The sequence below is a fragment of the Streptomyces sp. B1866 genome (assembly GCF_031932565.1).
Taxonomy (GTDB): Bacteria; Actinomycetota; Actinomycetes; order Streptomycetales; family Streptomycetaceae; genus Streptomyces.
Window position 1 is genome coordinate 1 of sequence record NZ_JAVSCF010000074.1, and the last position, 24,608, is coordinate 24,608.

23 protein-coding genes, 1 tRNA gene and 2 pseudogenes are annotated in these 24,608 nt (G+C 66.5%); 17 read left to right on the plus strand and 9 right to left on the minus strand.

All coding sequences use genetic code 11. The features are described 5' to 3' along the window. Positions 1-722, plus strand: a 722-nt coding sequence (locus RKE29_RS12840) for an HAD-IC family P-type ATPase (protein WP_312005330.1), incomplete at its 5' end; no start/stop codon positions are given. 105 nt (positions 723-827) lie between these two features. On the opposite strand, the gene RKE29_RS12845 is transcribed toward RKE29_RS12840, so the two are convergent. Next, positions 828-1,247, minus strand: a complete 420-nt coding sequence (locus RKE29_RS12845) for an arsenate reductase ArsC (RefSeq protein ID WP_312005331.1) — start codon at positions 1,245-1,247, stop codon at positions 828-830. A gap of 172 nt (positions 1,248-1,419) precedes the next feature. Between RKE29_RS12845 and RKE29_RS12850 the strand changes: the two genes are divergently transcribed. Both RKE29_RS12850 and arsB read left to right on the plus strand, forming a co-directional pair. Beyond that, positions 1,420-1,734 carry a metalloregulator ArsR/SmtB family transcription factor gene (locus tag RKE29_RS12850; RefSeq protein WP_312005332.1) on the plus strand — a complete coding sequence of 105 codons (315 nt, stop codon included), beginning with the start codon at positions 1,420-1,422 and terminating at the stop codon, positions 1,732-1,734. Further along, positions 1,731-2,828 (plus strand): ACR3 family arsenite efflux transporter, encoded by a 1,098-nt coding sequence (arsB, locus tag RKE29_RS12855; RefSeq protein WP_312005333.1) that lies wholly within the window; start codon positions 1,731-1,733, stop codon positions 2,826-2,828. The genes RKE29_RS12850 and arsB overlap by 4 nt, the downstream gene beginning before the upstream one ends. Positions 2,829-2,945: 117 nt before the next feature. Here arsB and RKE29_RS12860 read toward each other — a convergent pair whose 3' ends face one another. Continuing rightward, a complete protein-coding gene (locus tag RKE29_RS12860) occupies positions 2,946-3,437 on the minus strand; it encodes a hypothetical protein (protein WP_312005334.1) in 492 nt (163 codons plus the stop codon). Positions 3,438-4,626: 1,189 nt separating this feature from the next. Between RKE29_RS12860 and RKE29_RS12865 the strand changes: the two genes are divergently transcribed. Continuing rightward, complete coding sequence (locus RKE29_RS12865; protein ID WP_312005335.1) at positions 4,627-5,349, plus strand: haloacid dehalogenase-like hydrolase; 723 nt, start codon at positions 4,627-4,629, stop codon at positions 5,347-5,349. Here RKE29_RS12865 and RKE29_RS12870 read toward each other — a convergent pair. Beyond that, on the minus strand, positions 5,346-6,749 hold the full coding sequence (locus RKE29_RS12870; RefSeq protein WP_312005336.1) for a tetratricopeptide repeat protein: 1,404 nt from the start codon (positions 6,747-6,749) through the stop codon (positions 5,346-5,348). The genes RKE29_RS12865 and RKE29_RS12870 overlap by 4 nt on opposite strands. A gap of 235 nt (positions 6,750-6,984) precedes the next feature. On the opposite strand from RKE29_RS12870, the gene RKE29_RS12875 reads away from it, so the two are divergent. The 4 genes from RKE29_RS12875 to tmk all read left to right on the plus strand — a co-directional run bounded on the left by RKE29_RS12875 (position 6,985) and on the right by tmk (position 10,380). Then, a complete protein-coding gene (locus RKE29_RS12875; RefSeq protein WP_312005337.1) occupies positions 6,985-7,383 on the plus strand; it encodes an ATP-binding protein in 399 nt (132 codons plus the stop codon). A gap of 135 nt (positions 7,384-7,518) precedes the next feature. Continuing rightward, positions 7,519-8,325, plus strand: a complete 807-nt coding sequence (locus RKE29_RS12880; RefSeq protein ID WP_312005338.1) for a hypothetical protein — start codon at positions 7,519-7,521, stop codon at positions 8,323-8,325. Then, positions 8,309-9,772 carry a radical SAM protein gene (locus RKE29_RS12885; RefSeq protein ID WP_312005339.1) on the plus strand — a complete coding sequence of 488 codons (1,464 nt, stop codon included), beginning with the start codon at positions 8,309-8,311 and terminating at the stop codon, positions 9,770-9,772. The genes RKE29_RS12880 and RKE29_RS12885 overlap by 17 nt, the downstream gene beginning before the upstream one ends. After that, entirely contained in the window at positions 9,769-10,380 is a 612-nt protein-coding gene (tmk, locus tag RKE29_RS12890; protein WP_312005340.1) for a dTMP kinase, read from the plus strand. Before RKE29_RS12885 ends, tmk begins: the two co-directional genes overlap by 4 nt. Position 10,381: 1 nt before the next feature. Here tmk and cyaB read toward each other — a convergent pair whose 3' ends face one another. The 3 genes and pseudogenes from cyaB to RKE29_RS30815 form a co-directional block, all read right to left on the minus strand. Continuing rightward, positions 10,382-10,921 carry a class IV adenylate cyclase gene (cyaB, locus tag RKE29_RS12895; protein WP_312005341.1) on the minus strand — a complete coding sequence of 180 codons (540 nt, stop codon included), beginning with the start codon at positions 10,919-10,921 and terminating at the stop codon, positions 10,382-10,384. 127 nt (positions 10,922-11,048) lie between these two features. Further along, complete coding sequence (locus RKE29_RS12900) at positions 11,049-11,570, minus strand: hypothetical protein (RefSeq protein ID WP_312005342.1); 522 nt, start codon at positions 11,568-11,570, stop codon at positions 11,049-11,051. 276 nt (positions 11,571-11,846) lie between these two features. Continuing rightward, a pseudogene (locus tag RKE29_RS30815) lies at positions 11,847-12,068 on the minus strand (helix-turn-helix domain-containing protein); the annotation flags it as partial. A 245-nt stretch (positions 12,069-12,313) separates the two neighbouring features. On the opposite strand from RKE29_RS30815, the gene RKE29_RS12905 reads away from it, so the two are divergent. The 5 genes from RKE29_RS12905 to RKE29_RS12925 all read left to right on the plus strand — a co-directional run bounded on the left by RKE29_RS12905 (position 12,314) and on the right by RKE29_RS12925 (position 18,734). Then, positions 12,314-12,760, plus strand: coding sequence for a hypothetical protein (locus RKE29_RS12905; protein ID WP_312005343.1), 447 nt, complete (start codon positions 12,314-12,316; stop codon positions 12,758-12,760). Between the two features lie 463 nt (positions 12,761-13,223). Then, on the plus strand, positions 13,224-13,436 hold the full coding sequence (locus RKE29_RS12910; protein ID WP_312005344.1) for a hypothetical protein: 213 nt from the start codon (positions 13,224-13,226) through the stop codon (positions 13,434-13,436). Between the two features lie 76 nt (positions 13,437-13,512). Further along, positions 13,513-15,807 (plus strand): type IV secretion system DNA-binding domain-containing protein, encoded by a 2,295-nt coding sequence (locus RKE29_RS12915; protein ID WP_312005345.1) that lies wholly within the window; start codon positions 13,513-13,515, stop codon positions 15,805-15,807. Between the two features lie 213 nt (positions 15,808-16,020). Then, positions 16,021-16,782, plus strand: coding sequence for a replication-relaxation family protein (locus RKE29_RS12920; RefSeq protein ID WP_312005346.1), 762 nt, complete (start codon positions 16,021-16,023; stop codon positions 16,780-16,782). Positions 16,783-16,973: 191 nt separating this feature from the next. Beyond that, a complete protein-coding gene (locus RKE29_RS12925) occupies positions 16,974-18,734 on the plus strand; it encodes a recombinase family protein (protein WP_312005347.1) in 1,761 nt (586 codons plus the stop codon). Here RKE29_RS12925 and RKE29_RS12930 read toward each other — a convergent pair. Further along, positions 18,716-18,799, minus strand: a tRNA-Leu gene (locus RKE29_RS12930). The two genes, RKE29_RS12925 and RKE29_RS12930, sit on opposite strands and share 19 nt — an antisense overlap. A 280-nt stretch (positions 18,800-19,079) precedes the next feature. On the opposite strand from RKE29_RS12930, the gene RKE29_RS12935 reads away from it, so the two are divergent. The 3 genes from RKE29_RS12935 to RKE29_RS12945 all read left to right on the plus strand — a co-directional run bounded on the left by RKE29_RS12935 (position 19,080) and on the right by RKE29_RS12945 (position 21,786). Continuing rightward, complete coding sequence (locus RKE29_RS12935) at positions 19,080-20,417, plus strand: M20/M25/M40 family metallo-hydrolase (protein WP_312005348.1); 1,338 nt, start codon at positions 19,080-19,082, stop codon at positions 20,415-20,417. Between the two features lie 246 nt (positions 20,418-20,663). Continuing rightward, a complete protein-coding gene (locus RKE29_RS12940) occupies positions 20,664-20,897 on the plus strand; it encodes a chaplin (protein ID WP_312005349.1) in 234 nt (77 codons plus the stop codon). 142 nt (positions 20,898-21,039) lie between these two features. Beyond that, positions 21,040-21,786: a chaplin family protein gene (locus tag RKE29_RS12945; protein WP_312005350.1), complete on the plus strand. Its 747-nt coding sequence runs from the start codon at positions 21,040-21,042 to the stop codon at positions 21,784-21,786. A 255-nt stretch (positions 21,787-22,041) separates the two neighbouring features. On the opposite strand, the gene RKE29_RS12950 is transcribed toward RKE29_RS12945, so the two are convergent. Beyond that, positions 22,042-22,230: a DUF5703 family protein gene (locus RKE29_RS12950; RefSeq protein WP_311612600.1), complete on the minus strand. Its 189-nt coding sequence runs from the start codon at positions 22,228-22,230 to the stop codon at positions 22,042-22,044. 47 nt (positions 22,231-22,277) lie between these two features. Between RKE29_RS12950 and RKE29_RS12955 the strand changes: the two genes are divergently transcribed. Next, positions 22,278-23,030, plus strand: coding sequence for a hypothetical protein (locus tag RKE29_RS12955; protein ID WP_312005351.1), 753 nt, complete (start codon positions 22,278-22,280; stop codon positions 23,028-23,030). Between the two features lie 424 nt (positions 23,031-23,454). Here RKE29_RS12955 and RKE29_RS12960 read toward each other — a convergent pair. Then, positions 23,455-24,608: pseudogene (locus RKE29_RS12960) on the minus strand (hypothetical protein); the annotation flags it as partial.

Consider the following 24,608-nt stretch of genomic DNA (forward strand, 5'->3'; position numbering starts at 1 on the left):
GCCCCGCCCGGCTGCTCGCCGACCGCCCCGACCACCCGGCCGCCGCCCTGGCCGCCCGCCTGGAAGCCGACGGCCGCACCGCGGTGGTGGTCGCCGTGGACGGCGAGCCCGCGGGTGTGCTCGGCCTGGCCGACCGCCCGCGCGAGGACGCGGCCGCCACCGTCGCCGCCCTGGGCGCCCTCACCGGCGGCGCGCCCGTCCTGCTCACCGGCGACAACCCGCGCGCCGCCGCGCGCCTCGCCGCCGAGACCGGAGCCACGGAGGTACGCGCGGGACTGCTGCCGCAGGACAAGGCCGCCGCGGTGGGGGCGCTCCAGCGGGCCGGGCGCAAGGTGCTGGTCGTCGGCGACGGCGTCAACGACGCCCCGGCGCTGGCCGCCGCCCACGCCGGTGTCGCCATGGGCCGCGCGGGCTCCGACCTGGCCCTGGAGACCGCGGACGCCGTGGTGGTCCGCGACGAACTGGCCGCGGTCCCCGCCGTCGTGGACCTGTCCCGGCGGGCCCGCCGCCTGGTGGCGCGGAACCTGGTCATCGCCGGGACGTTCATCACCGGGCTCGTCGTCTGGGACCTGGCGGGCACCCTCCCGCTGCCGCTCGGCGTCGCGGGCCACGAGGGCTCCACCGTCCTCGTCGGCCTCAACGGCCTGCGCCTGCTCGCCGACGGCGCCTGGCGCCCGGCCCGTACCGGCCCGCCGCCCGCGCGTACCGGCCACCACAGCTGACAGCGCCGGCCGTCGCCCGCCGGAGCCGTGGTCAGGCACTCCGGCGGGCCGAAGCGGCCGCGGCGGCCGTCCCCTCCCTTCCGGGACCGGGACCGGCCGCCGTCCTCACACCCCGCGCCGGGCGTCGATGTCGGCGATCAGCGCCTGAACGCGCTCCTTGATCGCGTCGCGGATCGGACGGACCGCCGCCACGCCCTGGCCCGCGGGGTCGTCCAGCGGCCAGTCCAGGTATGTCCTGCCGGGGAAGACCGGGCAGGCGTCGCCGCAGCCCATGGTGATGACGTAGTCGGACGCCTGTACGGCCTCGGGGGTGAGCAGTGTCGGCCGCCGGCCGGAGATGTCGATGCCGACCTCCCGCATCGCTTCCACGGCCGCGGGGTTGACCTGGTCGGCCGGGAGGGAGCCGGCGGAGCGGACCTCGACGCGGTCGCCGGCGAGGTGGGTGAGGAATCCGGCGGCCATCTGGGAGCGTCCGGCGTTGTGCACGCACACGAACAGCACGGTCGCGGCAGGGGGCGTGGGCATCGCTGTCGTCCTTCACACGGCGGGCGGGAACGGGCGCCCCGGCGAGGAGGCGAGCACCGGGGCGCCCGTCGGCGGGCAGGCCGGAGGCGAGCGGACAGGGCGGCCCGGGAACGGCCCCTCACGGATCAGCCCACACTGTCATCAGCCATGACTGATGTGACAATATCAGTCCATGCTGACGTCAGTCGATGCTGATCTGATCCGGGTGCTGGCCGACCCGCTCAGGCTGAAGATCGTGACCCTGCTCGCCCGCGAGACCCTGTGCACCACGCACCTGGTCGCCGAGACCGGCGCGCGCCAGACCAACCTCTCCAACCACCTGAAGGTCCTGCGCGAGGCGGGCGTGGTGGACACCGAGCCGTGCGGCCGGTTCACCTACTACCGGCTGCGGCCCGAGGTCGTCGAGTCCCTGGCCGGAGGCTTCGCCGACCTGGCCGCCACCGCCCGCGCCACCGCCGCCGCCGACCGGAGGAGATCCTGCCCGTGACCACCGCAGAGGAGACCACCGGCAGACCGGCCGCCGACGCCGCCGGCATCGTCGGCAGGCTCTCCGTCCTCGACCGCTTCCTGGCCGTGTGGATCCTCGCCGCCATGGCCCTGGGCCTCGGCCTCGGCCGGGCGGTCCCCGGGCTGGACGACGCGCTGAGCACGGTGGAGATCGGCGGCGTCTCGCTGCCCATCGCCCTGGGCCTGCTGGTCATGATGTACCCGGTGCTGGCCAAGGTCCGCTACGACGGGCTGGACGCCGTCACCGGCGACCGGAAGCTGATGGCCGCCTCCCTGGTCCTCAACTGGATCACCGGCCCGGCGGTGATGTTCGCCCTCGCCTGGCTGTTCCTGCCGGACCTGCCGGAGTACCGCACCGGCCTGATCATCGTCGGCCTGGCCCGCTGCATCGCCATGGTCGTCATCTGGAACGACCTGGCCTGCGGCGACCGCGAGGCCGCCGCCGTCCTGGTGGCCCTGAACTCCGTCTTCCAGGTCCTGGCGTTCGGGTTGCTCGGCTGGTTCTACCTCGACCTGCTGCCGGCCTGGCTCGGCCTCGGCGACGGCGAACGCCTGGACATCGCCCCGTGGGAGATCGCCGTCAACGTCGCCGTCTTCCTGGGCGTCCCGCTGGCGGCCGGCTACCTCACCCGCCGCCTGGGCGAGCGGAGGCTGGGCCGGGAGAACTACGAGACGCGGCTGCTGCCCCGACTCGGGCCGTGGGCGCTGTACGGACTGCTGTTCACCATCGTCGTCCTGTTCGCCCTCCAGGGCGGGAACATCACCGACCGGCCCGGCGACGTCGCCCGGATCGCGCTGCCGCTGCTGGCCTACTTCGCCCTCGTGTGGTTCGGCGCGTTCGCCCTCGGCAGGGTCCTGGGCCTGCCGTACGACCGCACCGCCACCCTGGCCTTCACCGCCGCCGGGAACAACTTCGAGCTGGCCATCGCGGTGGCCGTCGGCACCTTCGGCGTCACCTCCGGCCAGGCCCTCGCCGGCGTCGTCGGCCCCCTCATCGAGGTCCCCGTCCTGGTGGCACTGGTGTACGTATCCCTCGCCTGGCGACGCCGCTTCGCCGCGCGGACAGCCGACTGAGCGGCCCGGCGCCGCGCGGTGGCGGGGAGCGCGGTGCGCTCCGGGGGGCCGGGCGGGCGAACCGCCCGGCCCCCCCCGGGGACGGACAAGGCCCTCCGCCGAGAGCCCCTGGACCGGTCAGTAGTCGTTCGGCATCCAGGACGACGTCTTGCAGCGGCTGCCGTTGCAGATCTGCACGCGCATGCCGAACAGCGGCTCCTCGCCCCGGAAAGCGCTGTTCCACTGCTGGTAGCCGCCGTGGCAGCCCTTGGTGTTCTTGCGCCACGGCCCGTTCCAGACGTACGTCCTCTGGTTGGCGTAGCTCCACTGCTGCGCCTGGATGCGCATCTTGGGGCCTGTGGCGTCGCACCTGGTGTCCTTCACGGACATGCTGACGTTCGCACTGGTCCGGCCGGTGAACTTCACCGTGGCGCTGCCGCAGGCCCCGGTGAAACAGACGTCTCTGCGCGCCTGCGCCGAGACGTGACCGGCCGGGGACGCCGCCGACTGCGCCACGACGGCGCGCGGCGCCTCCCCGGCGAAGGCCGCCTGGGCCGGCGAGGCGGCGAGCGCCGCCCCGCCCACGACGATGGCCGATCCGATGACCGCCAGTGGCTTGTACGTACGCATGATGTGTCCCTCCGCAGGTCCGAACCGGTCGCCCGGTGGTGTGAAGAGGTTAGGAACGGGCGGCCGGACCAGGCGTCCCACGGCGGATTGGTCTTCCGCGTCCACCGCGCACGGTAGGCACCGCACCGGGTCAACCCCGGGTGTACCCGGCCGCCGCGCCGCGGGTTGACTCCCCACCGGGTCGTACGCCTCCCGGGGCGGCACGGACGCGGGCGGCACCGGAGGCCCCGGGTCCGCTCCCGTTGGTCACGCGTTGGCCACGCGGGGCCCGCAGACGTCCCAGGAAACAGAAAAACCCCAGGTCGACTGGGGTCTGAGCTGGTGTCCGAGGGGGGACGTACGCACTAACCACCCGCCTCCAGCTCCCCACGCCCATGCAATCGGGGAGTGCACCGACTCAGCGGACCAGGCGCCTATGAGGCTAGACCGTAGGCAGCAAGCGTCTCCGTGTTGATCCATCACCTTCCCTCTTGATTCACAACCCTCAAATTCTAAGTTGATACCTCGCGGTAAGTGCCCCGATCGCGCCGGTTATGCATTCGATGCATAACCGGCATTCGCTTTTCTGCATGGGATCTTGTCGCGGATTGGCGAAAGCTTCGTGGTGCAAAACGCCTCACTGAAGATGCTCGCCGATAGGCGGTCGTAGGTGAAGCGCAGATCCCGACCGACTGCCCCAGACGAAAGAAGCCACCAATGGTGAGCGAGGATAATCAGAGCCAAGTAGACCTGTCTTGTATTACTTGCCATCTCTTCCGTGACATTCCTGAATCCGAGAAGTACAAGTACACGCTGTGTCTCAGGCACGCGCCGATGCCCTCCGAGCCTCGCCTATTCCGTTCTTTCCGGTGTTCGTTGTGCCGCAATCGAATTGAGGAGATCAGGCCCGGAGTTTGGCGGCATCTTCCTACGAAACATTCCCAATGGGGTCCGGTATGTCTGACCAATCCGGAGCCTCTTGAGTGGCCTCCGCCTATCACTGCTGCCAGAGGGCCGGTGTAGCGGATGGCGGGTGCCCAGGGCGGCGGCGCGACCCCTTACCGCGACGAGCCAGCCCGTCCCTTGCTCACGGCTCCCCCTAAGGGCCGCTCTGGGCACCCATCCCAACCCCTCACGGACCCGCCGGGCAGACGGGCCGCTCTCGCGGTCTCTATGCCCGCGTCGGGGGCCGTGAGAGCATGCCGGGGTGATGACGACAGGCAGCAAGAGCAGCTATGACGGTGCCGCCCTGGTGCTCTGGGATGTGGACCACACCCTTGTTAATGCCGGGGGCGTTGGCCGAATCTTCTACGCCCGTGCTTTTGAAGCCGTGACAGGGCGGCCTCTCACCGAAATTGCGCCGATGACTGGACGCACTGAACGAGCGATTATCACCGACACCTTGAGGCTTAACGGGGTCAGTAATCCCGACGCGTTGTTTGACAATTTTTATAGTGCTCTCGGCGTAGCGTCCGAGCAATCAAAAGGCCGCATCCGTGAACTCGGCCGGGTTTTGGCGGGCGCTGCTGAGGCTATCGCCTCCTTTGACGGCGGTCACGCGGTTCAGTCGTTGGTGACCGGGAACATTCGTCCTATCGCTATCGCCAAACTTCGGGCGTTCGATCTCGCGGCGAGCATTGACTTTGAGGTAGGCGGATACGGGGACGACGGGCACGACCGCGCCGACCTCGTAAGGCTTGCCCGCGAACGTGCCGAAACGAAATATGACACGAGCTTTGCGGGAAAGCGCACGTTCATCATTGGCGACACTCCGCATGACATCACCGGGGCACACGGTGCCGGTGCTTTCGCGATCGGTGTTGCCACCGGAAGCAGTAACGCCGACGAGTTGGAAGCCGCCGGGGCTGACCTCGTTCTAAGTAGTCTCACCGAGCTTGATGCTTTGCGCGCCGCGATCCTCGGACGTGTTTAAACAGGCTCGCCCGCAGCAGCCAGACGGAACAGTTCTTTAAACTCACCTACGGCCGGGATGCGGTGCAGAGGCTCTAGAGCGGTGTTGAATTCTCCGAGCCGTTCGGCGACGCGCGCCGAGCCGATGACTTGCCCCAGCTCCAAAGCATCACGCCCGGTTTGGCAGGCGTGTTCTACGTCGCCATCAAGTAGATAGCATTTCGCGAGGCGGGACAGGTAATGCACGTGATCCCGGATGCGGTTCGGGGCGCGGGTTTTGATCAGGTTGATAGCAGTCGTCAGCGCGTTCTCTGCTTCATCGGCCATGCCCAATTCGAGGTAGCAGGCGCCTTGTTGGGCCGCGACCTCGATATCATCCACGTAGGACAGGTAATAGGGTTCGGGACGGGTTCCGGCTTGGCTGAAATCCTCGTGCACGGTTTCCAAGATGCGCAGGCATTCATTGTCGTTGCCCAGTCCAGCGTGTGCGCGGGCAAGGCGCGTTCCTAGGCTGGTGCGGGCAAGTGGAGTGAGTTGCTGGGGACTTGCGGCGAGAGCAGTTTGTGCCAGGGAAAGGGCGGGGCCGAGTCTGCCCCGATAGGTTTCCTGCAAGCTCATATACGCGAGGGCGCTTGCGGATAGTCCGGGGTCGTCGGCTTCGTGCCCGACCTGGATAGCAGAGGTCAAATAGCGTTTCGCGGCATTGTGGTTGTTGGCGTCCAGGGCCAGCCAGCCGGCCATCTGGTTCAACTGCCCGAATTCTAGTAGCCCGTCGTCCGGGTTTTCTCGTACGTTGATGGCCATGCGTGCCACATACCGTGATAGTGGCAAATAGAGGCTGTCGCCGCCGAGTTCGCCGTCGAGGTGCAGGAACGTTTTTAGTAGGTGGTCGCCGCTTTGTTGCATGCTCATGCCCGGAAACGGAGATATTCCACCGGCCAACACACCGGCCGTTGCGTCCTCTTGCGGTATGTCCCACAACGACAGCGCGGGGCTCACAGACAGCTCGGCGGGCTCGGGGGCGCGGCGTTGGCCGGGGAGTTTGAACCACAACAGTGCGGCCGGAATGTGCAAGACTTCGGACCAGTGGATCAACTTGCTGAGATCTTGCGGGGCTTGGCCCTTTTCGATGCGGCTTAGTTGGGCTTGCGTCATGTAGAGCCAACCCGCAACGAGTTCTTGCGGGAGTGGCCGCCCGTGGTGGGGGTGGGTGCGGTAGGCGTAGAGCACTTTGCCCATGTGCCAGGTATCTAAGGCATCTCGCATTTGGTCGGTGTGCCAAAACGCCGACGGCAACGAGGGCGGCCCCATGGGGTTGACGCGCTGCGTTTTCCGGCATGCGGCGCAATGACGCTCGGTGTTGTCCCGCGCAAGACGCGTCGCGCAGTTGGCGCAGTAACGCGGCTGTGCTGGCACGCCCATAGTGCTTGCTCCGGGGGAAGGTCTGCCAAGGTTCCTGGCCTGCTGTGGAGTTCGAGTCTACCGACGTTACCGGCTGCGCTCGCCCAGTTTCATACGTCGCACGCATACCCGCCATGTCGTACATCCCTGGCCCACGCGGCGCCCGTTGGCCAGGCTTAACGACGCCCCGCCACTGCGGAGCGGCCCCGCCCCCTTGGAGGTGTCACGCGTGGCCAATCCACCCCCGCCCCCATACGTGAGTCAGCTCAACCTGCAAGCACATCCAGGCGCCTCGCCCTGGGCCAGACGGCACACCCGCGATGTGCTCGCCACTTGGTCCATCGAGGGCGACCCCATGGACGCCGTGGAGTTGGCCGTTAGCGAGTTGGTCACCAATGCCATCAAACATATTCAGGATGCGCCCGAACTCTCGTCTTCCCCCGAGTCTGTCCGGCTGAGTCTGCGGCACATGAGAACGCACGTCCTCATTGAAGTGGCTGACAGTCGCCTGAATCCGCCAGTTGTCGTCGCTGACGTTCCTTGGGATGCCGAGGGCGGACGCGGCTTATCCATCATCGGGAGCGTTTGCAAGGAATGGGGCTGCTATTGGCCTCTGACGGGCGGGAAAGTCGTCTGGTGTGAAATCTCGCTGTGAGCGCGCCTCTCAAGCGGCACCGCCGCCGCTGTGGACAGTTCCAGCGTCGGCGGTGTCTTCCCACCCGCTCAAAGGCCGTTCCGCATGCGATGATCTGCCGCCAGCAACAGTCCTGCATCCGCAAGGAGTTCCACTGTGTCCAGTCCTCAACTCACCATGACAGAACACCCCGCATGGCGTCCCATCGACGGCCAGTACACCCGCGTATTCGCCATGCCGGGCGGCGAACGGTGGGCCGTGCGCGCCATGGGCGCCCAGCTCACCGTTACGCCCCTCGACGGCGCCAAGACGCTCCCACAGGCCGACGAGTTCGCGCTTGACGCGGGTTCGCCTGGGGGCGCGGCCGAGCTGCTGGCCGCCCTCGGTGGCATCACCCCGGTACGGCGTTTCCGTAACCCGTCGCTGTGGGACGCCATCGGCACAGCGATCGTCCGCCAGGTCATCCGCGCCCCGCAGGCCACCAAGCTCTATCGGCTGTTCTGCGACACCTACGGCGAAAAAGTCGCTCTGCCCACCGGCCACACCTACGCCCTGTTTCCGACTCCGACGCGGACGCTTTCTATGTCCGATGACGACTTCGTGCGCGTCGGTATGGCGTTCAAGCGCCGCCCTTTGCGTCAAGCGGCCGAGGCGTATTGGGAGCACCACAAGGCGTGGGAATCCCTGACCCCAACCGAATTGGTGGCCACGCTGCCGAAGGTCAAAGGAATTGGTGTGTGGACGGCCGGCGCGGCCGTAGCCGATTACTGGAACGCCTGGGATTTGTACCCGTACGCGGATTTGGCCGTGCGTACGTGGGCTAAACGTGCCGCGCCGTCGATGACGTGGCCGAGCACCGAAACCGAATTCAGCAAAACGTGGCGGGGGCTATGTGGTCCTCACCTGTCGGTAATGACCCTACTCACCCTTGCTTGGGGGAATCATCATGCAGGAACAAGTTAAGCCGCTCATCGCCGGAGCTGACACGTCACAGCCCATTGACGCCCTGTTCGTGAACGCGCCGCTTCGTGACTACACGGAGCGTCCGCGTGTCAACGATTTCACGTTACCGGTGCTGGGCATGGGCTATATCGCCACCTACGCCGCACAACAGGGCTTCAACGTGGGCGTGTTGGACGCTGAGGCCATCGGACTCGGTATCGAGGAAACCCAACGCATCATCAACACGTTCGCGCCCCGATGGGTGGGCTTCAATCTCCTCGCGCCCACGTACGAGTTGAGCGCGCGCATCGCTTCCGGCTTGGACCCCGGCATTTCGGTGATGGTGGGCGGCCACCAAGCCAAAGCCATGCCCACCGAAATCATTACAGACTCCCGCTTTCACCGCCTCGAAGCCCTCGTGCTGGGCGAGGGCGAAACGCGCGTAGTCGAGCTGCTGCACGACAAACACCGCCGTACTGAACTTCCCGGCGTGATGTGGCTTGACGCCGACACGCACAAACCCGCCAGCGGCAAGCGCTCCGGGAACGGGCACCACTTGTCTCCGGACATCAACGCCCTGCCCTTTGTCGATCGCAGCTTTCTGACCGATGACCCCTACCGGGCGAATGACGGGCGGATTGAGGCCAACATGGTCGGGGCGCGCGGCTGCCCCTATGACTGCTCGTTCTGCGGCGCGGCGGTGAGCGCGAACAAAGACATCACCATTCGCACCCGCACGCCGGAAAACATCATGGCCGAAATGGCGGCCCTGCGCTCTGACTACAACGTGACGGCATTCCGTTTCGTCGATGACCTGTTCCTAGGTTACGAGCGGTTCATCCGTCAGTGCATGGACGCATTCACCGCCGAGCGTATTGGTGATGAGTTCGTGTGGGATGCCACCGGGCGAATCAACATCCTGCACCGCGCCGACGACGCGCTACTAGACACCCTCGTGGCCAACGGATGCCGGGAAGTCGCGCTAGGAATCGAATCCGGCAGCGAACGCCTGTTGAAATATATGGGCAAACGCATCACGCCAGAGATGACACAGTCGGTCGTACGGCGCCTGACCGAACGAGGAATCTCCGTCAAGGGCTATTTCATCCTCGGATTCCCCACCGAAACGCGCGCCGAGATGTACCAAACCGTACGGCTCGTGCAAGAACTCTGGAACCTCACCGACAACCAGCCCGGAAAATTCCGGGCGAGCGTGTTCGAGTTTCGGCCCTATCCCGGCACCCCGGAATGGTCCCGGCTGATGGCCACCGGCAAATACAAGCCGGAACAGCTTCTCGACTATTCGGCCGTAGACCTCACAGACGGTGGTCTGGATGAGGCCATGCGCGGCCGGGACGAATTCAACTTCTCCGTTGGAATCCAATTCGGAGAGGCAAGCGTGCCCCTAATCCGGCTGCAACTGATCAAACTTTCTCGCGCCCAATACGAGCGGAGCGGCAGGAAATGACGGGCTTCTTTGTCACCATCGACGGCCCCAGCGGCATCGGGAAAAGCACCGTCACCGGGATGATCGCCCAGCGGCTCACCGAACACGGATATTCGGCAATAGCCACCAAAGAGCCCACCAGCACCCCGCTCGGTAATCTCGTGCGCTTTGGCACCGACGAATACCAGGGGCTCACTCTGGCGTGCTTGGTGGCCGCTGACCGCTATCAGCACCTCGTGAACGAAATCCACCCCGCCCTAGATGCCGGCCACGTGGTGATCTGCGACCGCTACGTAGCCTCATCGCTGGTTTTGCAAAACCTTGACGGCGTGCCAACGGATTTCGTGTGGCAACTGAACAAACACGCCCAAGCCCCCGGCCTGTCGGTGATTTTGACCGGCGAGCCGACCCGCGCCCGCGAACAGGCCAACCGCCGGGGCCTGTATAGCCGCTTTCACCGGGGTGGTTTGGCCCGCACCGCAAGTGAAATAGAGCTGTACGGCCACGTTGCTCAGGCGCTGGAAACGGCGGGCTGGCCCGTGTTCGTGCACCACATCCGCACCGAATCCGCGCACACCGTCACCGACACGCTGTGCGCGGAAATCCTCGGTCGGATATCGGCTTGCTGAATTACTCAGTCTGCGCGGAGCGCACCACCGAATCGTACGACTTGGTGGTGCGCTCCGCTGTTGTTCCGAGACTGGTCACGAATGCGGCTAGCTCGTCTTGTACGGCGCTTTCGCTGACGCCCTCGGGCACCATGCGCTCAAGCTCCAAGAACGTGCCGACCCCCTCTAGGTCATCCACGCACAGCGAGATTCCGTCGAACTCTGCTGTCTGCCGAGTCTTGGCCACGCGCACGGTGGGGTAGAAGCCCATGTGCATGATGGCCTGGTGCATCTGTTCGCGGTCGCTCACTTCGGATTCGTGCTCTAGGCAGCTCAGCGCGTTAATGGTCGGTTGCTTGAGCGTGAACGTGTGCCGGTTATTGACGGTGCGCAATCGCAGGAAAGACACGCCTAGCTTGTTGTCTCCGAACTGCCACCCGTTCGGGGCGTATGCCTGGTCGTCTTGATAGATCGGCTCACCGAGCTTGATACCTCGTTTTTTCAGCGCCACGTGCAGCGCCTCACGGTCGCTCACCCGGTACTTGACTTCAACTTCGCGCATGTGCGCCCCACGCTCCCAGCACAGACAGACAGGACGGGCAGCGTCCCATCCCGGCATGACTGTATGCAAGTTGCCCACCGGCCAGCCGGGCGCCGCTACTCGATCCCGCGCGCTGGGGTGTGATGGCTCATTTCCAGGTGAGATACCGGAAGCCGATCACGCCTGTGGCATTAGTCGCAGGTTTTTCGATGATGAGCATTGAGAATCTTCCTTCGCTGGTTTTGACGCAGATGGCGCGGCCTGCGGCCAGGCTGTAGACGTCGCTATACAGTCGAGTCCAGTTGGCCGCGTGTGCGCATTCGTGACGCTCGGTTTTGGCCTGGCCTGGTAGGACGGTGTATTGCACGGGCTGGGCCATTGCTCCGATGTGGCTTGTCTGGCCGTAGAAACTGATATCTACTCCGGGGGCGTTCTGGTCGGCGGTGACACCCGTGTCTAGGTCGATGCCTTGTTTATCGTCGAGAGCGTCAATCACTCCGGACCAATGCAGCGGCGGGGAATTTTGCGCGGAGGGTTTAACTGTTTCGGAACGGATTTCCTCGCCTGTGGCTGCGCTCGGACCTTGGGGGGTTTCCTGCCCATTAGCGATGGCCTTGTAGATGCCCGTCCCTGTGCCGGTCGCGACTGCGAGGGCCAGTGCTAGGGCCACGCGTCGCCGTCTGCGCAGTCTGACCGGGGCTTCTACAGGCGGGCGTGGCGTCTTGTGGCGGAACTCCTCTACAGGCTCGACTAGGCCGGGCCTGGGCGGCTCTGTGGCGCCTGGGCCACCATCTGTGCTTGGTTCACTGTGGCCTGATGGCGCGTCGGGGGTCTCGTGATGCCGTTCATGACTGTTTCTGGCATCAATCCACGCGGTGCGCCACAGCGTCATCTCAGCTCTGATTTGTTGTTCGCCTATGCCTGTCCTTTTCAAGCAGTACCGCACCGCCGCATCCACGTATTCCCAGTCGGGAAACTTGCGGTGATCGGTGTAGTTTTCGAAACGGGAAATCGTAGAGTTCGACATCCCCACTGAACTCGCAAGCGATTCTTGCGTGAGCCTGGCTCGGATGCGGAGCTGACGCACTGTGGCACAAAACACGGCGGCACTTTGGCCGGGTCGGGGCCTGGGGGTGGGGGTTGCTGCCGAGCGGGGATCGTTGGCCATAGCTTTTTCCCTTCACGCGATGTATGCGCATGATCACCCGGTTTTCAGGGGTGCAAACCTGGTGGGAATTCCCGAAAATCCCACACAACATGCACTTTTTGGGGTCTATGGGGCGTGCTAGATCGCATGCATCGACACCAACGCCACGGCGACGTACTTGCGCGTAGCAAGAACGGACCTAATTGGAACGTGCGAACTACGCTCGGTCAACGTGCCGGATTTTTTAGCTCACAGGGGAATATGACGTGAGCGCGTCCGGCTACCTCGATATTGATGCACTGCATCAGCAGCTGCGCCGGGCTTGCCGTCATGGGGCCACCGCCGCGCGCCTATTGCGTTACGCGCCGGAAGTCATCGACATCATTGCCCCGGCCGCTGAACATCCCGATGCCGATGCGCCCAAGCGGGCTCTACACACAGAAGCGCTAATTAACGCGGGTGTGGAAAGAATCGGAGCTGATGCAGGTAAGGCACTTTCCATTGTGCTCGCTCTAACTCCGGCGATGCGTACGAAGAATCTAGAAGCCCGTCGAAGCGATGCCGCGCACCTCTTGGGTCTTACCTCGGTGGAAACCTTCCGTCGTGATTGGCACGAAGGCGCCTTGTTGTTTGACCTGGCGATGGAAATTTATCGTCTCCAGCAGGCCGGGCCGGCTCCTGAAAGTTTCGGCGCACACGACATCGCCAACTAGGCCCAAAACGGCGCCATAGGTGCATGCTCGATGGCCGCTCATTTTTGTGTGGGTTCAGCATTCGTGGGTGCTTGTACCTGCGTAGATACCACAGGCTTACCGGAAACCTACCGGTCACCTACCGGAGTTCTCCGTAGATCTACCTCGGACCGGTCACGAAACGAGCGGAGACCTACCAACGATTCGGCCCAGCATTGTGGAGCGGTCACGGTGACCGTGAACAACCGAGTAGGAAAAAGGGAGTTCACTCCATGGGTCTGATTTGGATTTGGCGCTGGGTCGCCAAGGCGGCGAAACTGCTGTCATTCAGGGACAAGCACAGCGGCGGAAGTGGCGGCGGGGGAAAGTCCCGCTCGTCCGTCCTGGACACGCTTCCGGACGTGGTAGGTACCGCGCTCGGCTGGCTGTTCTGAAAGGGGTGGGAATTATGGCGTCTCGACCCCTAAAGAACGTCGTCGGCTCCATGCTCTTTTCGCTGGTGGCCACTGTGCCCGAGGCCGGAACCGGAGCCAACGAATGGGCAAGTTTCCTGCTCCGCAAAGCCGAAATCATGGACGTGGTGGGCATGGTGTGCCCGGAAATGTGGGTGCACGCTGGCGAACTGGCGAGCCGCGCCCGCTATGAGGCCGCGACTCTCACCAGCGGCCACGAGCGTGACCAGCGCAGCCCCTTCTAGATAAACCCCGTATGCACCCCGCACCCGCCCTCAAGGCGGGGCGGATGCGGGGTGCCCTTCACAGAAATCATCTCCTATGAACGAGATCTGGATTTTCGCCCTGGCATGGATGGCCTTGTGGGTATTCGGCTTTGGCTCCCGCTTCTTTGGCGCCTACTTGTGGCGCCGCTCTCTGGTCGCCTTTACGGTGCAGTTCCCGCGAGGTCTGGCCGGCGATCAGGTTTCCGCTTTTCTCGCAGTGCTGCGAACTGCGACCGCGCGTAAGGGCCGGTTTGGGTTCCGTTCTTGCGCTCCGGTCGTTGTGGAGACTGTGGCGAACGTCGCCGGGATCGGTCACGTGCTTTTGGTGCCGTCTTTTTTGGTAACCACCGTACAAGCGTCCGCGCAAGCTGCCCTGCCGGGTGTTCGGCTAGAGGAAGACGCGCGCTATCTAGCCACCCGACCCCGCCTTAAGAGGGCCGTAGAGCTGCGGCTGACGAATAACCGCCGCCCCCTCGCTGCTGACCGCACGCAAGCGGCTAACGCCGCTTTCTTGGCCGCGCTGCAACCGTTGCCGGTCGGGGCCAACATCCGGGTGCAGTGGGTGTTTTACGGGGCGCGGACACCGGCCCCAATCCGCACACCGAAGAAAGACCGCAATCCGTTGTTGCCGTGGTGGTTGGACAACACGGCCCCGGCCGATGCCGACGACATCCGCGCTCAACGCGCCAAAGATAAAGACCCGCTGCTGCATGTGATTGCTCGTGTCGGTGTCTTCGGCGTGAATCGCCGCACGGCCACGGGTTTGTTGGGGCGGGTATGGGGGCCGCTGCGGGTGCTCAATGCCCCTGGAGCGCACATCGTGCGCCGCTGGTGGATTCCCGCTGTGTTGACAAAGCGGCGGGCCCGATGGGCCACAATCCCCATCGGCAAATGGCCGTTGCTCCTCAACACCCGCGAAGCGGCTGGAGTTATTGGCATTCCGCTCGGAGAGTTGTTCCTTCCCGGTTTGGCGCTTGCCGGTTGCCGTCAACTCCCGGCCCCGGTTTCTATGCCCCGTACCGGTGCCATCATGGCCACCAGCAATTACCCCGGATCTCTCAGCCGGCCTCTGGCACTCAAAAAGGCGGACCGGCTCAGGCATACGTGGATGATCGGCCCAACCGGGGTAGGAAAGACAACCGCCTTGACGAATATGTCCGGGCAAGACATCGCTGCCGGAGACTCGGCACTTGTTATTGACCCGCGCGGCGACTACACGCACGACGTTCTGAACCGCATTCCCGAACACCGCTGGGACGATGTGGTGATTCTCGACCCTGCCCACACGGAAAGGCCGGTCGGCTTCAACATCCTCAATTTCGGCGGGAGCGAGCATGAACGCGAACTAGTCGTAGATCACGTGGTGCACGTCTTCTCGGACTTGTTCCGGTCGTCCTGGGGGCCGCGCACGGCGGACGTACTGCGGGCGGGGCTGCTGACTCTCACGTCCTCGAAAGCGCCGGACGGCTCCCGGTTTACGCTGTGCGAATTGCCGGAGCTGCTGACCAACCCGGCGCTACGCCGCTACGTCCTCAAACAAAAAAGCATCGCGGCAGGTGTGCGCCCGTTCTGGGCTTGGTATGAGAACCTGAGCGACGCCGAACAGGCCCAAGTCATCGGGCCCGTGCTGAACAAGCTCCGCGCGTTCACGCTGAAAACGTCGCTGCGGCTCATGCTCGGTCAGCCTGACGGCCTCGACCTCGCCACGCTGTTTCGGGAGCGCCGTATCGTTCTCGTGCCGCTGTCGCGCGGCGTCATCGGGACTGAGGCCGCGCAACTGGTTGGGGCGCTGCTGTTGTCCTCGTTCTGGCAAACGACCCTCAAACAGCAGCACATCCCCGCTGCGAAACGCCGCCCTGTCTGGGCATACATCGACGAATTTCAGGACGTGCTCAGGATTCCGCTCGACTTGGCGGACATGCTCGCCCAAGCCCGGAGTCTGGGCGTCGGCCTCACCCTCGCTCATCAGCATTTGGGCCAGTTGCCGGACGCGGTGAAAACCGCCGTCCGTAGTACGGCCCGCACGCACATCACGTTCCAACTCGGCTACGACGACGCCAAAGACCTATCCAGGTTCTTCGCACCGTTGACTGCGCCGGAATTGATGGGACTCGCGCGCTACGAAATCGCGATGAAACCGTGCGTGGACAACCAAGTCCTATCCCCGGTCACCGGAATTACGGCCCCGCTGCCCGAACCCACCACCGACGGCGCCGAATTGGCGGCGGCCTCGTTCCAGCGCTACGGCGTTCCTCGGGAAGACGTAGAGGCCGGGCTAGCGGCCCGTATCAACGTCAGCGGCGAAATCCAGATCGGCCGCTCACCTCGGGGCGGTGAGACCGATGACTGATGTTCTGCTTGCCTGCCCGCTCGGCTACCCGGCCGCCTACCCGCTCGCGTCGAGCCAACCCCTGGCGGCCTGCCTGGTCGGCTCGGGTCCGGCCTGCGTTAGCGTCCACAACTCTCTTCCTTCGGGAGCCCGCCCATGAACCGGTCTCCCTCTCCTTCCCGTGTCCGGTCCTCTCATCTCCAATGGCTCAACGGACGAATCTCTCAGAGAGATATGAGCGTAATTCGCGCGGTGCAAAAGTGCCGAGTTCTCTCCGGCCTACAGATACAACGTCTGCACTTCGCCGCGCTGGCGCCTGTGAGCGCGGAACGCACCCGCCGCCGTGTTCTGTCCCGTCTGGTTTCCTGGCGCGTCCTAGCCACATTGGAGCGCCGTATCGGTGGCGTCCGCGCCGGGTCTGACGGTCTGCTATTCACTCTCGACACCGCCGGGGCCAAACTCCTTCGCCAATGGGCGGTACAAGACGGTGATAGCGCCCCGCCCCGGCGACCTCGCGAACCAGGAATGGCATTTCTAGCGCACACGCTAGCCATTTCAGAGTTCTATGTCTGCCTGGCAGAAAGCTCTCGTAGCAGCAATTTCGAATTGGCTGAATTTGCTACAGAGCCCGAATGCTGGTGGCCAAATGGTGCTGGAGGTTTCCTCAAACCAGACGCTTATACGCTGCTTTCCACCCCAACGCATCAAGATGCGTGGTGGATAGAAGTAGACCTAGGAACCGAAACAATTCCTCGTCTGCGCGCCAAACTCCGCGCCTATCTCGGCTTTGCTCAACTCGGCGGACACGGCCCCACCGCAGTAATGCCACGGGTGCTAATCACAGCACTGACACCAGCGCGTTGCGATGCGATAGCCCGCATGATTACGGCGCTACCGGCTCCGGCGAATCTCCTGCTTAGCGTCTGCCTGGACAACACCGCCGCCGAATATCTCGCCTCTGAGTTGCTGCAAGACAACCCAAATGCGCGGGGGTGACTGGACGATGAAGCAAGCCCCCGAGCCCGGCAACAGCGCAGAAAGAAAGCAACCGGAGACAACACCTATTAAGGTGAATTTGCCAGCCGATCCACCACCTATTACGCCGCCTGTCGCCCGCGTATTGCTGGAGATATTGATAGAGCTCACGAATAGCCGAAGCGGCGAATCCCAAGAGGAGAGAAGCACACATGACGACAGAGGCAATCAGTAACCCTTGGGCAACACTGGATGAACTACTCGGCATTGAGGTTCTTGAAAACGTCGAAGACGGAATTGGCCCGTTGGCGTCCTATGGTCGTTGCTCTACAGAAGACAACCAAGATCCGGAAACATCTAAAGGCTGGCAACTCGGCAACGCGAGAAAATTTGTTGAGCCACTAGGCGGCGTTGTGGTCGCCAACTTCTTTGACATAGGCCAATCACGTTCCGTTCCATGGGGGCGACGCCAGGATGCCTCGCAACTGTTAGCGGAGTTGAAAAACCCAAAACGTGGATGGAATGGCGTGGTAGTCGGGGAGGGTACTCGGTGCTGGTTCGGTAATCAATTCTCGCTCATTGCTCCCAGGTTCGAGGCGTACGGCGTCGATCTCTGGGTTCCTGAACTCGGTGGTAAATACGACTCCCGAAACCCCTCGCACAAAATGCTAATGAGCCTGCTCGGCGGCATGAGTGAATCAGAGCGTCAACATGTGCAAGCGCGCGTGAGGGCGGCAATGGACGCTCAAGTCATCAACGAGGGGCGTTTTCAAGGTGGTCGGGCACCGTACGGCTATCGTGTCGTTGATGCCGGGCCGCACCCGAACCCGCGTAAAGCAGCCGAGGGATACCGGCTGCGCATCCTCGTACTTGACGAGGAAACCGTTGAGGTAGTGCGTCGGATCTTCGCCGAATACCTTAGCGGCAAAGGAGACCGTGCCATCGCCAACGGGCTCAACCTTGACGGTATCCCTTGCCCGTCCGCGCAACGACCGCAGCAAAACAGTCACCGTATCGCGGACGGCTGGCAGGGCAGCACCGTGCGCGCGATCCTCGATAATCCGCGCTACACCGGCTATGCGTTCTTTGGTCGTTGGACTAAGCAAGAAACTTTGATTGATCCTGATGATGTGGCCGCCGGGAATGTGACGCGATTCCGTCGCTCTAACCCGGACCGCGTTGTGCGTTCCCGTAAACCCGCGCACCCTGAAATCGTCTCTGTGGAGGTGTTCACTCAGGCGCAGTTGCTTCGTCGGTCGAAAGCCGCCGGGGGACTAGCCACCGCTCGTAAACACGAGCGCAGCGGCCGGGCGACTAAGCGTGAGTATATTTTTCGGGGTCGTATCCGCTGCTCTTTGTGCACGCGAAAAATGGAAGACAGCCCGCGCGCCCACGGGATGTATTACCGCTGTCCGTCACGCACTCTTGCCCCGAACTCGCCCGTGCTGGCATCGCACCCGCCAACGGTCTACTTGCGTGAGGAGCCACTTTGTGACGAGGTGAACGAGTGGATTGGCCGCCTGTTCGCCCCGGAGAACGTAGACAACACGATCGCGGAGCTACTCGGCACTCAAGAGGCCGGACGCGACGGTGGGCGTGACTTGCTGGCAGCAGCGAAGAAGAGGCTTGCGAGTGCTGAGGAGCGGCTACGGCGGCACCAGGCGGCCATAGAGGCGGGGATAGATCCGATGGCGCTGGTTGAGGTGATCAACCAAGCTCAAGCGGAGCGGGCGGCGGCACGCTCCGAGTTGGACAGTGCGCCGGTCGCCGACACGCTGAGGGAGGATGAGATGCGCGCCATGATCGCCAGTCTTGGTGATGTGGGAGCCAAACTGGAGGATTCAACCCGTCTAGGGGATCTCTACAAAGCGTTTGACCTGCAAGTTTCCTACGATCCAACCGCCCACGAGGCCGATGTTGGCATCGTCCCCGTGGGACGGGTGAATAGTGCGCGTGTCCGAGGGGGGACTTGAACCCCCACGCCCTTAACGGGCACTAGCACCTCAAGCTAGCGCGTCTGCCATTCCGCCACCCGGACCAGGTGTCTGCCTGCCGTCCGGCTCGCGGCCGTTCCGACGGGGGAAACCATAGCAAAGATCCGGCGGCGCCGATCACGCGTGGTCACGCCGGGGCCTTGGCCGGTCCGGGCCGCGGACGCGCCCGGACGCCGTGCCCGGGGGAGCCGCCGTGTGTCGGGAGCGTGACGGCGGCGCCGCCGCCTTGGGCCGGGTGGGCGGGCGGGGGAGGATGGCTGTGGACCCCGTCGCGGGTCGCACGCGCGTGCGGGCGCTCCGCGGCAGTGAAGAGGAGGAGGCAGCGTGAGCGAGTCGGTATCGGCCGCGGCAGGCGGCAGCACGGTCACCGGCCAGGACGAGGTGGTGGACCTCTGCCGGGATCTGATCCGGATCGACACCAGTAACTACGGCGACCACTCCGGCCCCGGGGAGCGGGCCGCCGCCGAGTACGTCGCCGAGAAGCTCGCCGAGGTGGGACTCGAACCGCGGATCTTCGAGTCGCACAAGGGCAGGGCGTCGACGGTGGCGCGGATCGAGGGGGAGGACCCGTCGCGGCCCGCGCTGCTCATCCACGGGCACACGGACGTGGTCCCGGCCAACGCGGACGACTGGACCCACCACCCGTTCTCCGGCGAGGTCGCGGACGGGTGCGTGTGGGGCCGCGGCGCGGTGGACATGAAGGACATGGACGCGATGACCCTCGCGGTCGTGCGGGACCGGCTGCGCAGCGGCCGCAAGCCGCCGCGGGACGTGGTGCTGGCCTTCCTCGCCGACGAGGAGGCGGGCGGCACGTACGGGGCGCGGCACCTGGTGGACCGGCACCCGGAGCTGTTCGAGGGGGTCACCGAGGCGATCGGCGAGGTCGGCGGCTTCTCCTTCACGGTGAACGAGCAGCTGCGGCTGTACCTGGTGGAGACCGCGGAGAAGGGCATGCACTGGATGCGGCTCACCGTGGACGGCACCGCCGGGCACGGCTCGATGACCAACACCGACAACGCCATCACCGAGCTGTGCGAGGCGGTCGCGCGGCTGGGCCGGCACCGCTTCCCGGTGCGGCTGACCAAGACCGTGCGGTCCTTCCTGGACGAGCTGTCCGACGCGCTGGGCACCCCGCTCGACCCGGAGGACATGGACGCCACGCTCGCCAAGCTCGGCGGCATCGCCAAGCTCATCGGCGCGACGCTGCGCAACACCGTCAACCCGACCATGCTCGGCGCCGGCTACAAGGTCAACGTGATCCCGGGTCAGGCGACGGCGCACGTGGACGCGCGCTTCCTGCCGGGCTACGAGGAGGAGTTCCTGGCGGAGATCGACAGCATCATCGGCCCGCGCGTGCGGCGCGAGGACGTGCACGCGGACAAGGCGCTGGAGACCAGCTTCGACGGCGCGCTGGTCGACGCGATGCAGACGGCCCTCAGCGCCGAGGACCCGATCGCGCGGGCCGTCCCGTACTGCCTGTCCGGCGGTACGGACGCGAAGTCCTTCGACGACCTCGGCATCCGCTGCTTCGGTTTCGCGCCGCTGCGGCTGCCCCCGGAGCTGGACTTCGCGGGGATGTTCCACGGCGTGGACGAGCGGGTGCCGGTGGACGGGCTGAAGTTCGGGGTGCGGGTGCTCGACCGGTTCCTGGACGCCTGCTGAGCCGTGGCATTGCCCGGTGTGCCGTTCCTGCCGGATCCGCCCCGTATGGGCGGCCGGTGGAACCGGCGCGGCCGCAAGAACGGAGGAAACAACCGTAAATCGGATGATCTGATTTCGAGCACCTGTTTCAGAGTTAATCAATACGAGTGGTTGGCGCATTCCTTTCGTAGCCTGCCCCCCTCCTCCTCGTTTCACGGGGTGCGGTCCATGGCTGGGGCCGCTGTACCAAAGCAGGAGGAAAAAGAAATGATCAGGAAGGTCGTCGCTGTCGCGGCCGCCACCGGTGGTCTCGTGCTCGCCGGTGCGGGGATGGCGGTTGCGGACTCCGGTGCGAGCGGGGAGGCCTCGGGCTCCCCGGGCGTGGTGTCCGGCAACGTGGTCCAGGTGCCCGTGCACCTGCCGATCAACCTTTGCGGCAACACGATCGACATCATCGGGCTGCTGAACCCGGCGTCGGGTAACGCCTGCGGGATCAAGTGACGTCGCGTCACGGCCCCTCGGGGCTGTAACACCAGTGGCCCCGGAGCGCGCGACCCGCGCTCCGGGGCCACTGGGCTCGCGACGTGGACGCCTCTCGCCCGCGTCGCACTCCGTACTCAGTAAGGCAGGGGAGCGAATACACATGCGCAAGACCGCAAAGAAGGGCCTGATCACCGTGGCGGCCGCGAGCGGCATGCTCGCGGCGGCCAGTGGTTACGCACACGCCGGCACCGGAGCCGAGGGCAGTGCCGTGGGCTCGCCCGGCGTCCTGTCGGGCAACACGGTTCAGGTCCCGATCGACATCCCGGTGAACCTTTGCGGCAACACGATCAACATCATCGGGCTGCTGAACCCCGCCTCGGGCAACACGTGCACCCAGGTGGACAGCGTGGGCGGGCACGGGGGTGCCGGCGCCGGCGGCGCCGTGGGCTCCGCGCACGGCTCGCCCGGCGTGGTGTCGGGGAACACCGTCCAGGTGCCCGTGCACGTCCCCCTGAACGTGTGCGGGAACAGCGTCAACGTCATCGGCCTCGCGAACCCCGCCTCGGACAACACCTGCACCCAGGTCGGCGAGCACACCACCGTCCACCCGCGGCCCCAGCAGCCGCACCCGAACCAGCCGCGGCCGCACACGCCGGTGCACCCGAACGGCCCCTCGAAGCCCCGGCCAGCGACCCACGGCCCGTCCAGCACCGTCCACACCTCCGCCGCCACCCCCGGGGACCCGGCGCGGCCCGCCCACAGCGACCCGGCCCCGGCGCACCTCGGCGACCCCGGACAGCTGGCGGAGACGGGCGTCGGCGCGCTCGACGTGGCCGCTCCGGCCGCCGCGGGCATGCTGCTGGCGGGCGCGGTGCTCTACCGCCGCGCCCGGGCCTGGCGCAACTGACACCGGCGCCGGCAGGGGCGATTCGGAGCGCGTCCTGCCGGGGGCGCTCCGGGTCGGCCCCGCTCCGGGTCGGCCCCGCTCCGGTACGCGCCGCGCCCCTCGCGGGGCCCGGCCGGGCCGGGGCGCGCCGGTCCCGGGCAGGGGCGCGGGCGGGGACGCGCCGACCGGGCGGTCGGCCGACCTCGCCGGGCGCGGTCATCGCCCGCCGCGCTCCGGCCGTCGCGTGACCGCCCGTCGGCCGGGCTCAGGTGACGTTCACCACGTGGCGCGCAACTGGCGGATGATCCGGCGCCGCAGCCGCACTCTGCGGCTGCCGTCGGGATACAGCCTCAGGCGGTCCAGCTCCCAGTGTCCGTACTCGGCATGGTCGGTCAGCAGGCGTGTCGCGGCCTTGCGGGAGACCCCCCGGGGCACGTACACGTCACAGAATTCATATTCCGGCATCGCATCTATTGTGCGGGAACTGCCCTGGTACGGATAGCGTCTGCACTATGTCTGATGCTGCGCAGCCAACCGCTGCCGAGGTACGCGCCGCCCTCGAGGCGCTCAAGGCCGCCCTGGACCGTCACCTCGACGCCGTCGAAGGCCGCTCGGGGGAGGACGACCCGGCCGTCTCCGCCGCGTTCGACAAGCTGGCCGCGGCAGCCGAGACCTACGACGAGCTGCTGTACGACGCCTACGACGAGGTGACGCCCTTCGAGGTCGTCGGCGACGACTCCCTGCCCGCCTACACCGGCCCGGAGGAGCCGAGCGCGCTGAGCGTGCTGATCCGCAGGGACTACGCGGTGGTGGAGCCGCAGCGGCTGCTCGCCCAGGCCCAGCGGGTCGCCGACCTCGACCCGGACATCACGTCGGTGAACGGCGTGCAGGGCGCGGCGGCCGCCGCCGTCGGCAAGAGCGTGCACGCCGCGCTCGGCGTCCTCTTCGGCGAGTACGAGCCCGACGAGATCGCCTCCCGGCACAAGGAGTTCGGCCTGGAGGAGGGCGACTCCACCCTGTGGGTGGCGGCCCTGGACGAGCTGGCCGAACCGGGGGAGTGGCTTTCGTCACCCTTCGATCAGGCGGACGCGCAGCGGGTCGTGTGCCGGTTCGACGTCAGCTCGGTCTTCGACGACGACGGGGAGGCGGACGAGGCCGAGGAAGTCGAGGAGGCCGACGAGGCCGACTTCGACGGGACCGACGAGGCGGACGAGGACGACGACCTCGGCGACGACGACCTGGAAGTGGTCGACCCCGGGCGCTGAGGCCCGTACGGGCGCGCGGGGGCCGCGGGGCAGGGGATGGAGCCGGGTGGTCGCTTCCGGTGGCTGCCGGGCGGCCTCCCGAGGCCTCTCGGCGGCCCGCGCCGACCGTCGCCCCTCCCTGCCGGGCGGGACCGCACCACTCCCCCCAGCCCACGGGTACGGGCAGCGGGCGGGCGGGATCGGCGAGGCGGCGGCGCCGCCCGGGCCGCCCAGCCCGACCGGGCCCGGATCCGGCGCGCCCACGCCCGTACCGTCCTCGTCCGTTCTCGTCCGGCGGACCCCGCGTCCTGCGAGCCCCGGCGCCGCCCGTGACGGCACGCCGCGCCCCCTGCGGCTGCCGGGCCGGGCGGCCCCCGGCCGCGGCGTGGCCTGCGGTCTGCCGAGGGCGCTCCCGGCCCGGGCGCCCGGCAGACCGACGCCGGGGTCACCCGGCCGCCGCGCCCTGATCCCGCAGCAGCGACCGCAGCCGCGTGGTGCGCTCCTGGCCCGGGATCTCCGCGACCGCGCGCGGCAGCGCCCCCTCGGCGCCGTGCACCACGGACAGGTGCCGCTCGCCGCGGCCGAAGGCCGTGTAGACCCAGGCGCGCGTGAGCCGCGCGGCGGCGTCGCCCGGAAGCACCACGACGGCCGCGGGCCACCGCCTGCCGGCCGCCTGGTGGGCGGTGAGCGCCCAGCCGTGCCGCACCGTGTCGGCCACCCGCTCGGGCGGTACGACGACGGTCGCGCGCTCGCAGGCCAGGTGGAGGCCGGCGGTGTCGGCCGAGACGACCGTGCCGGGCAGCGTGCGCCCGGGAACCGGGGTGTAGGCGACGCGGTCGCCGGGGTCGAAGCCGCCGAACCGGCCGGGGCCGGGATTCAGCCGCTCCTTCAGGGCGGCGTTGAGCGCCCGCGTACCGGCGGGGCCGCCGTGGTCCGGGGTGATCACCTGCGTGTGCTCGGCCGGGACCCCGATCGCGCGGGGCACCGAGTCCGCCACGAGCTGGACGGTCCGGTGCACCGCCTCGCCCGCGTCGCGCACCGGGACGATCACCACTTCCTTGCCGGGTGCCTCGACCTGGGCCAGCTCGCCGACCCCGATGCCCGAGACCAGCTCGCCGATCGGGCCGGGGTCGGGCGTGCGGGAGACGACCTGCGGGCAGCAGCGGGCGGCGAGGACGTCCGCGAAGACCCGTCCGGGCCCGGCCGGGCCCAGCACCCCGGGATCTCCGCTCAGCACCAGCCGGGCGCCGTCCGGCAGCGACTCCACGAGCGTCGCGGCCTCCTCCACGTCGAGCTGCGGCGCGTCCAGGACGGCCAGCAGGTCGAGGGCGAGCGCGCCGTCCCCGTCCCGGCCCGGGCCCTCGTGGCCGGACAGCAGCCCGGAGACGGTGACCGCCGCGTCCGCCGCGTCCGCGGCGACGGGGTCGGGGCCGCCGGCCGGTGTCTGCTCGCCCGAGGCGGCGCCGACCAGCTCTGCCAGCCGCCGCCTGCCGTCCTCGGTGTGCGCGGCCGCGTACGCCCGCAGCCCCAGGGCCCGGGCCGCGGCGACCAGGGCGGCGGGCTCGGCGCGCGCCGCCTCGCCGCCGCTGTGGGCGACCA

Excerpts from the sequence above, each read along its gene's own strand:
- RKE29_RS12845 (WP_312005331.1), bottom strand. The coding sequence starts at position 1,247 with ATGCCCACGCCCCCTGCCGCGACCGTGCTGTTCGTGTGCGTGCACAAC.
- RKE29_RS12850 (WP_312005332.1), top strand. The coding sequence starts at position 1,420 with ATGCTGACGTCAGTCGATGCTGATCTGATCCGGGTGCTGGCCGACCCG.
- RKE29_RS12860 (WP_312005334.1), bottom strand. The coding sequence starts at position 3,437 with ATGCGTACGTACAAGCCACTGGCGGTCATCGGATCGGCCATCGTCGTG.
- RKE29_RS12865 (WP_312005335.1), top strand. The coding sequence starts at position 4,627 with ATGACGACAGGCAGCAAGAGCAGCTATGACGGTGCCGCCCTGGTGCTC.
- RKE29_RS12870 (WP_312005336.1), bottom strand. The coding sequence starts at position 6,749 with ATGGGCGTGCCAGCACAGCCGCGTTACTGCGCCAACTGCGCGACGCGT.
- RKE29_RS12885 (WP_312005339.1), top strand. The coding sequence starts at position 8,309 with ATGCAGGAACAAGTTAAGCCGCTCATCGCCGGAGCTGACACGTCACAG.
- tmk (WP_312005340.1), top strand. The coding sequence starts at position 9,769 with ATGACGGGCTTCTTTGTCACCATCGACGGCCCCAGCGGCATCGGGAAA.
- cyaB (WP_312005341.1), bottom strand. The coding sequence starts at position 10,921 with ATGCGCGAAGTTGAAGTCAAGTACCGGGTGAGCGACCGTGAGGCGCTG.
- RKE29_RS12910 (WP_312005344.1), top strand. The coding sequence starts at position 13,224 with ATGCTCTTTTCGCTGGTGGCCACTGTGCCCGAGGCCGGAACCGGAGCC.
- RKE29_RS12915 (WP_312005345.1), top strand. The coding sequence starts at position 13,513 with ATGAACGAGATCTGGATTTTCGCCCTGGCATGGATGGCCTTGTGGGTA.
- RKE29_RS12920 (WP_312005346.1), top strand. The coding sequence starts at position 16,021 with ATGAGCGTAATTCGCGCGGTGCAAAAGTGCCGAGTTCTCTCCGGCCTA.
- RKE29_RS12925 (WP_312005347.1), top strand. The coding sequence starts at position 16,974 with ATGACGACAGAGGCAATCAGTAACCCTTGGGCAACACTGGATGAACTA.
- RKE29_RS12940 (WP_312005349.1), top strand. The coding sequence starts at position 20,664 with ATGATCAGGAAGGTCGTCGCTGTCGCGGCCGCCACCGGTGGTCTCGTG.
- RKE29_RS12945 (WP_312005350.1), top strand. The coding sequence starts at position 21,040 with ATGCGCAAGACCGCAAAGAAGGGCCTGATCACCGTGGCGGCCGCGAGC.
- RKE29_RS12950 (WP_311612600.1), bottom strand. The coding sequence starts at position 22,230 with ATGCCGGAATATGAATTCTGTGACGTGTACGTGCCCCGGGGGGTCTCC.
- RKE29_RS12955 (WP_312005351.1), top strand. The coding sequence starts at position 22,278 with ATGTCTGATGCTGCGCAGCCAACCGCTGCCGAGGTACGCGCCGCCCTC.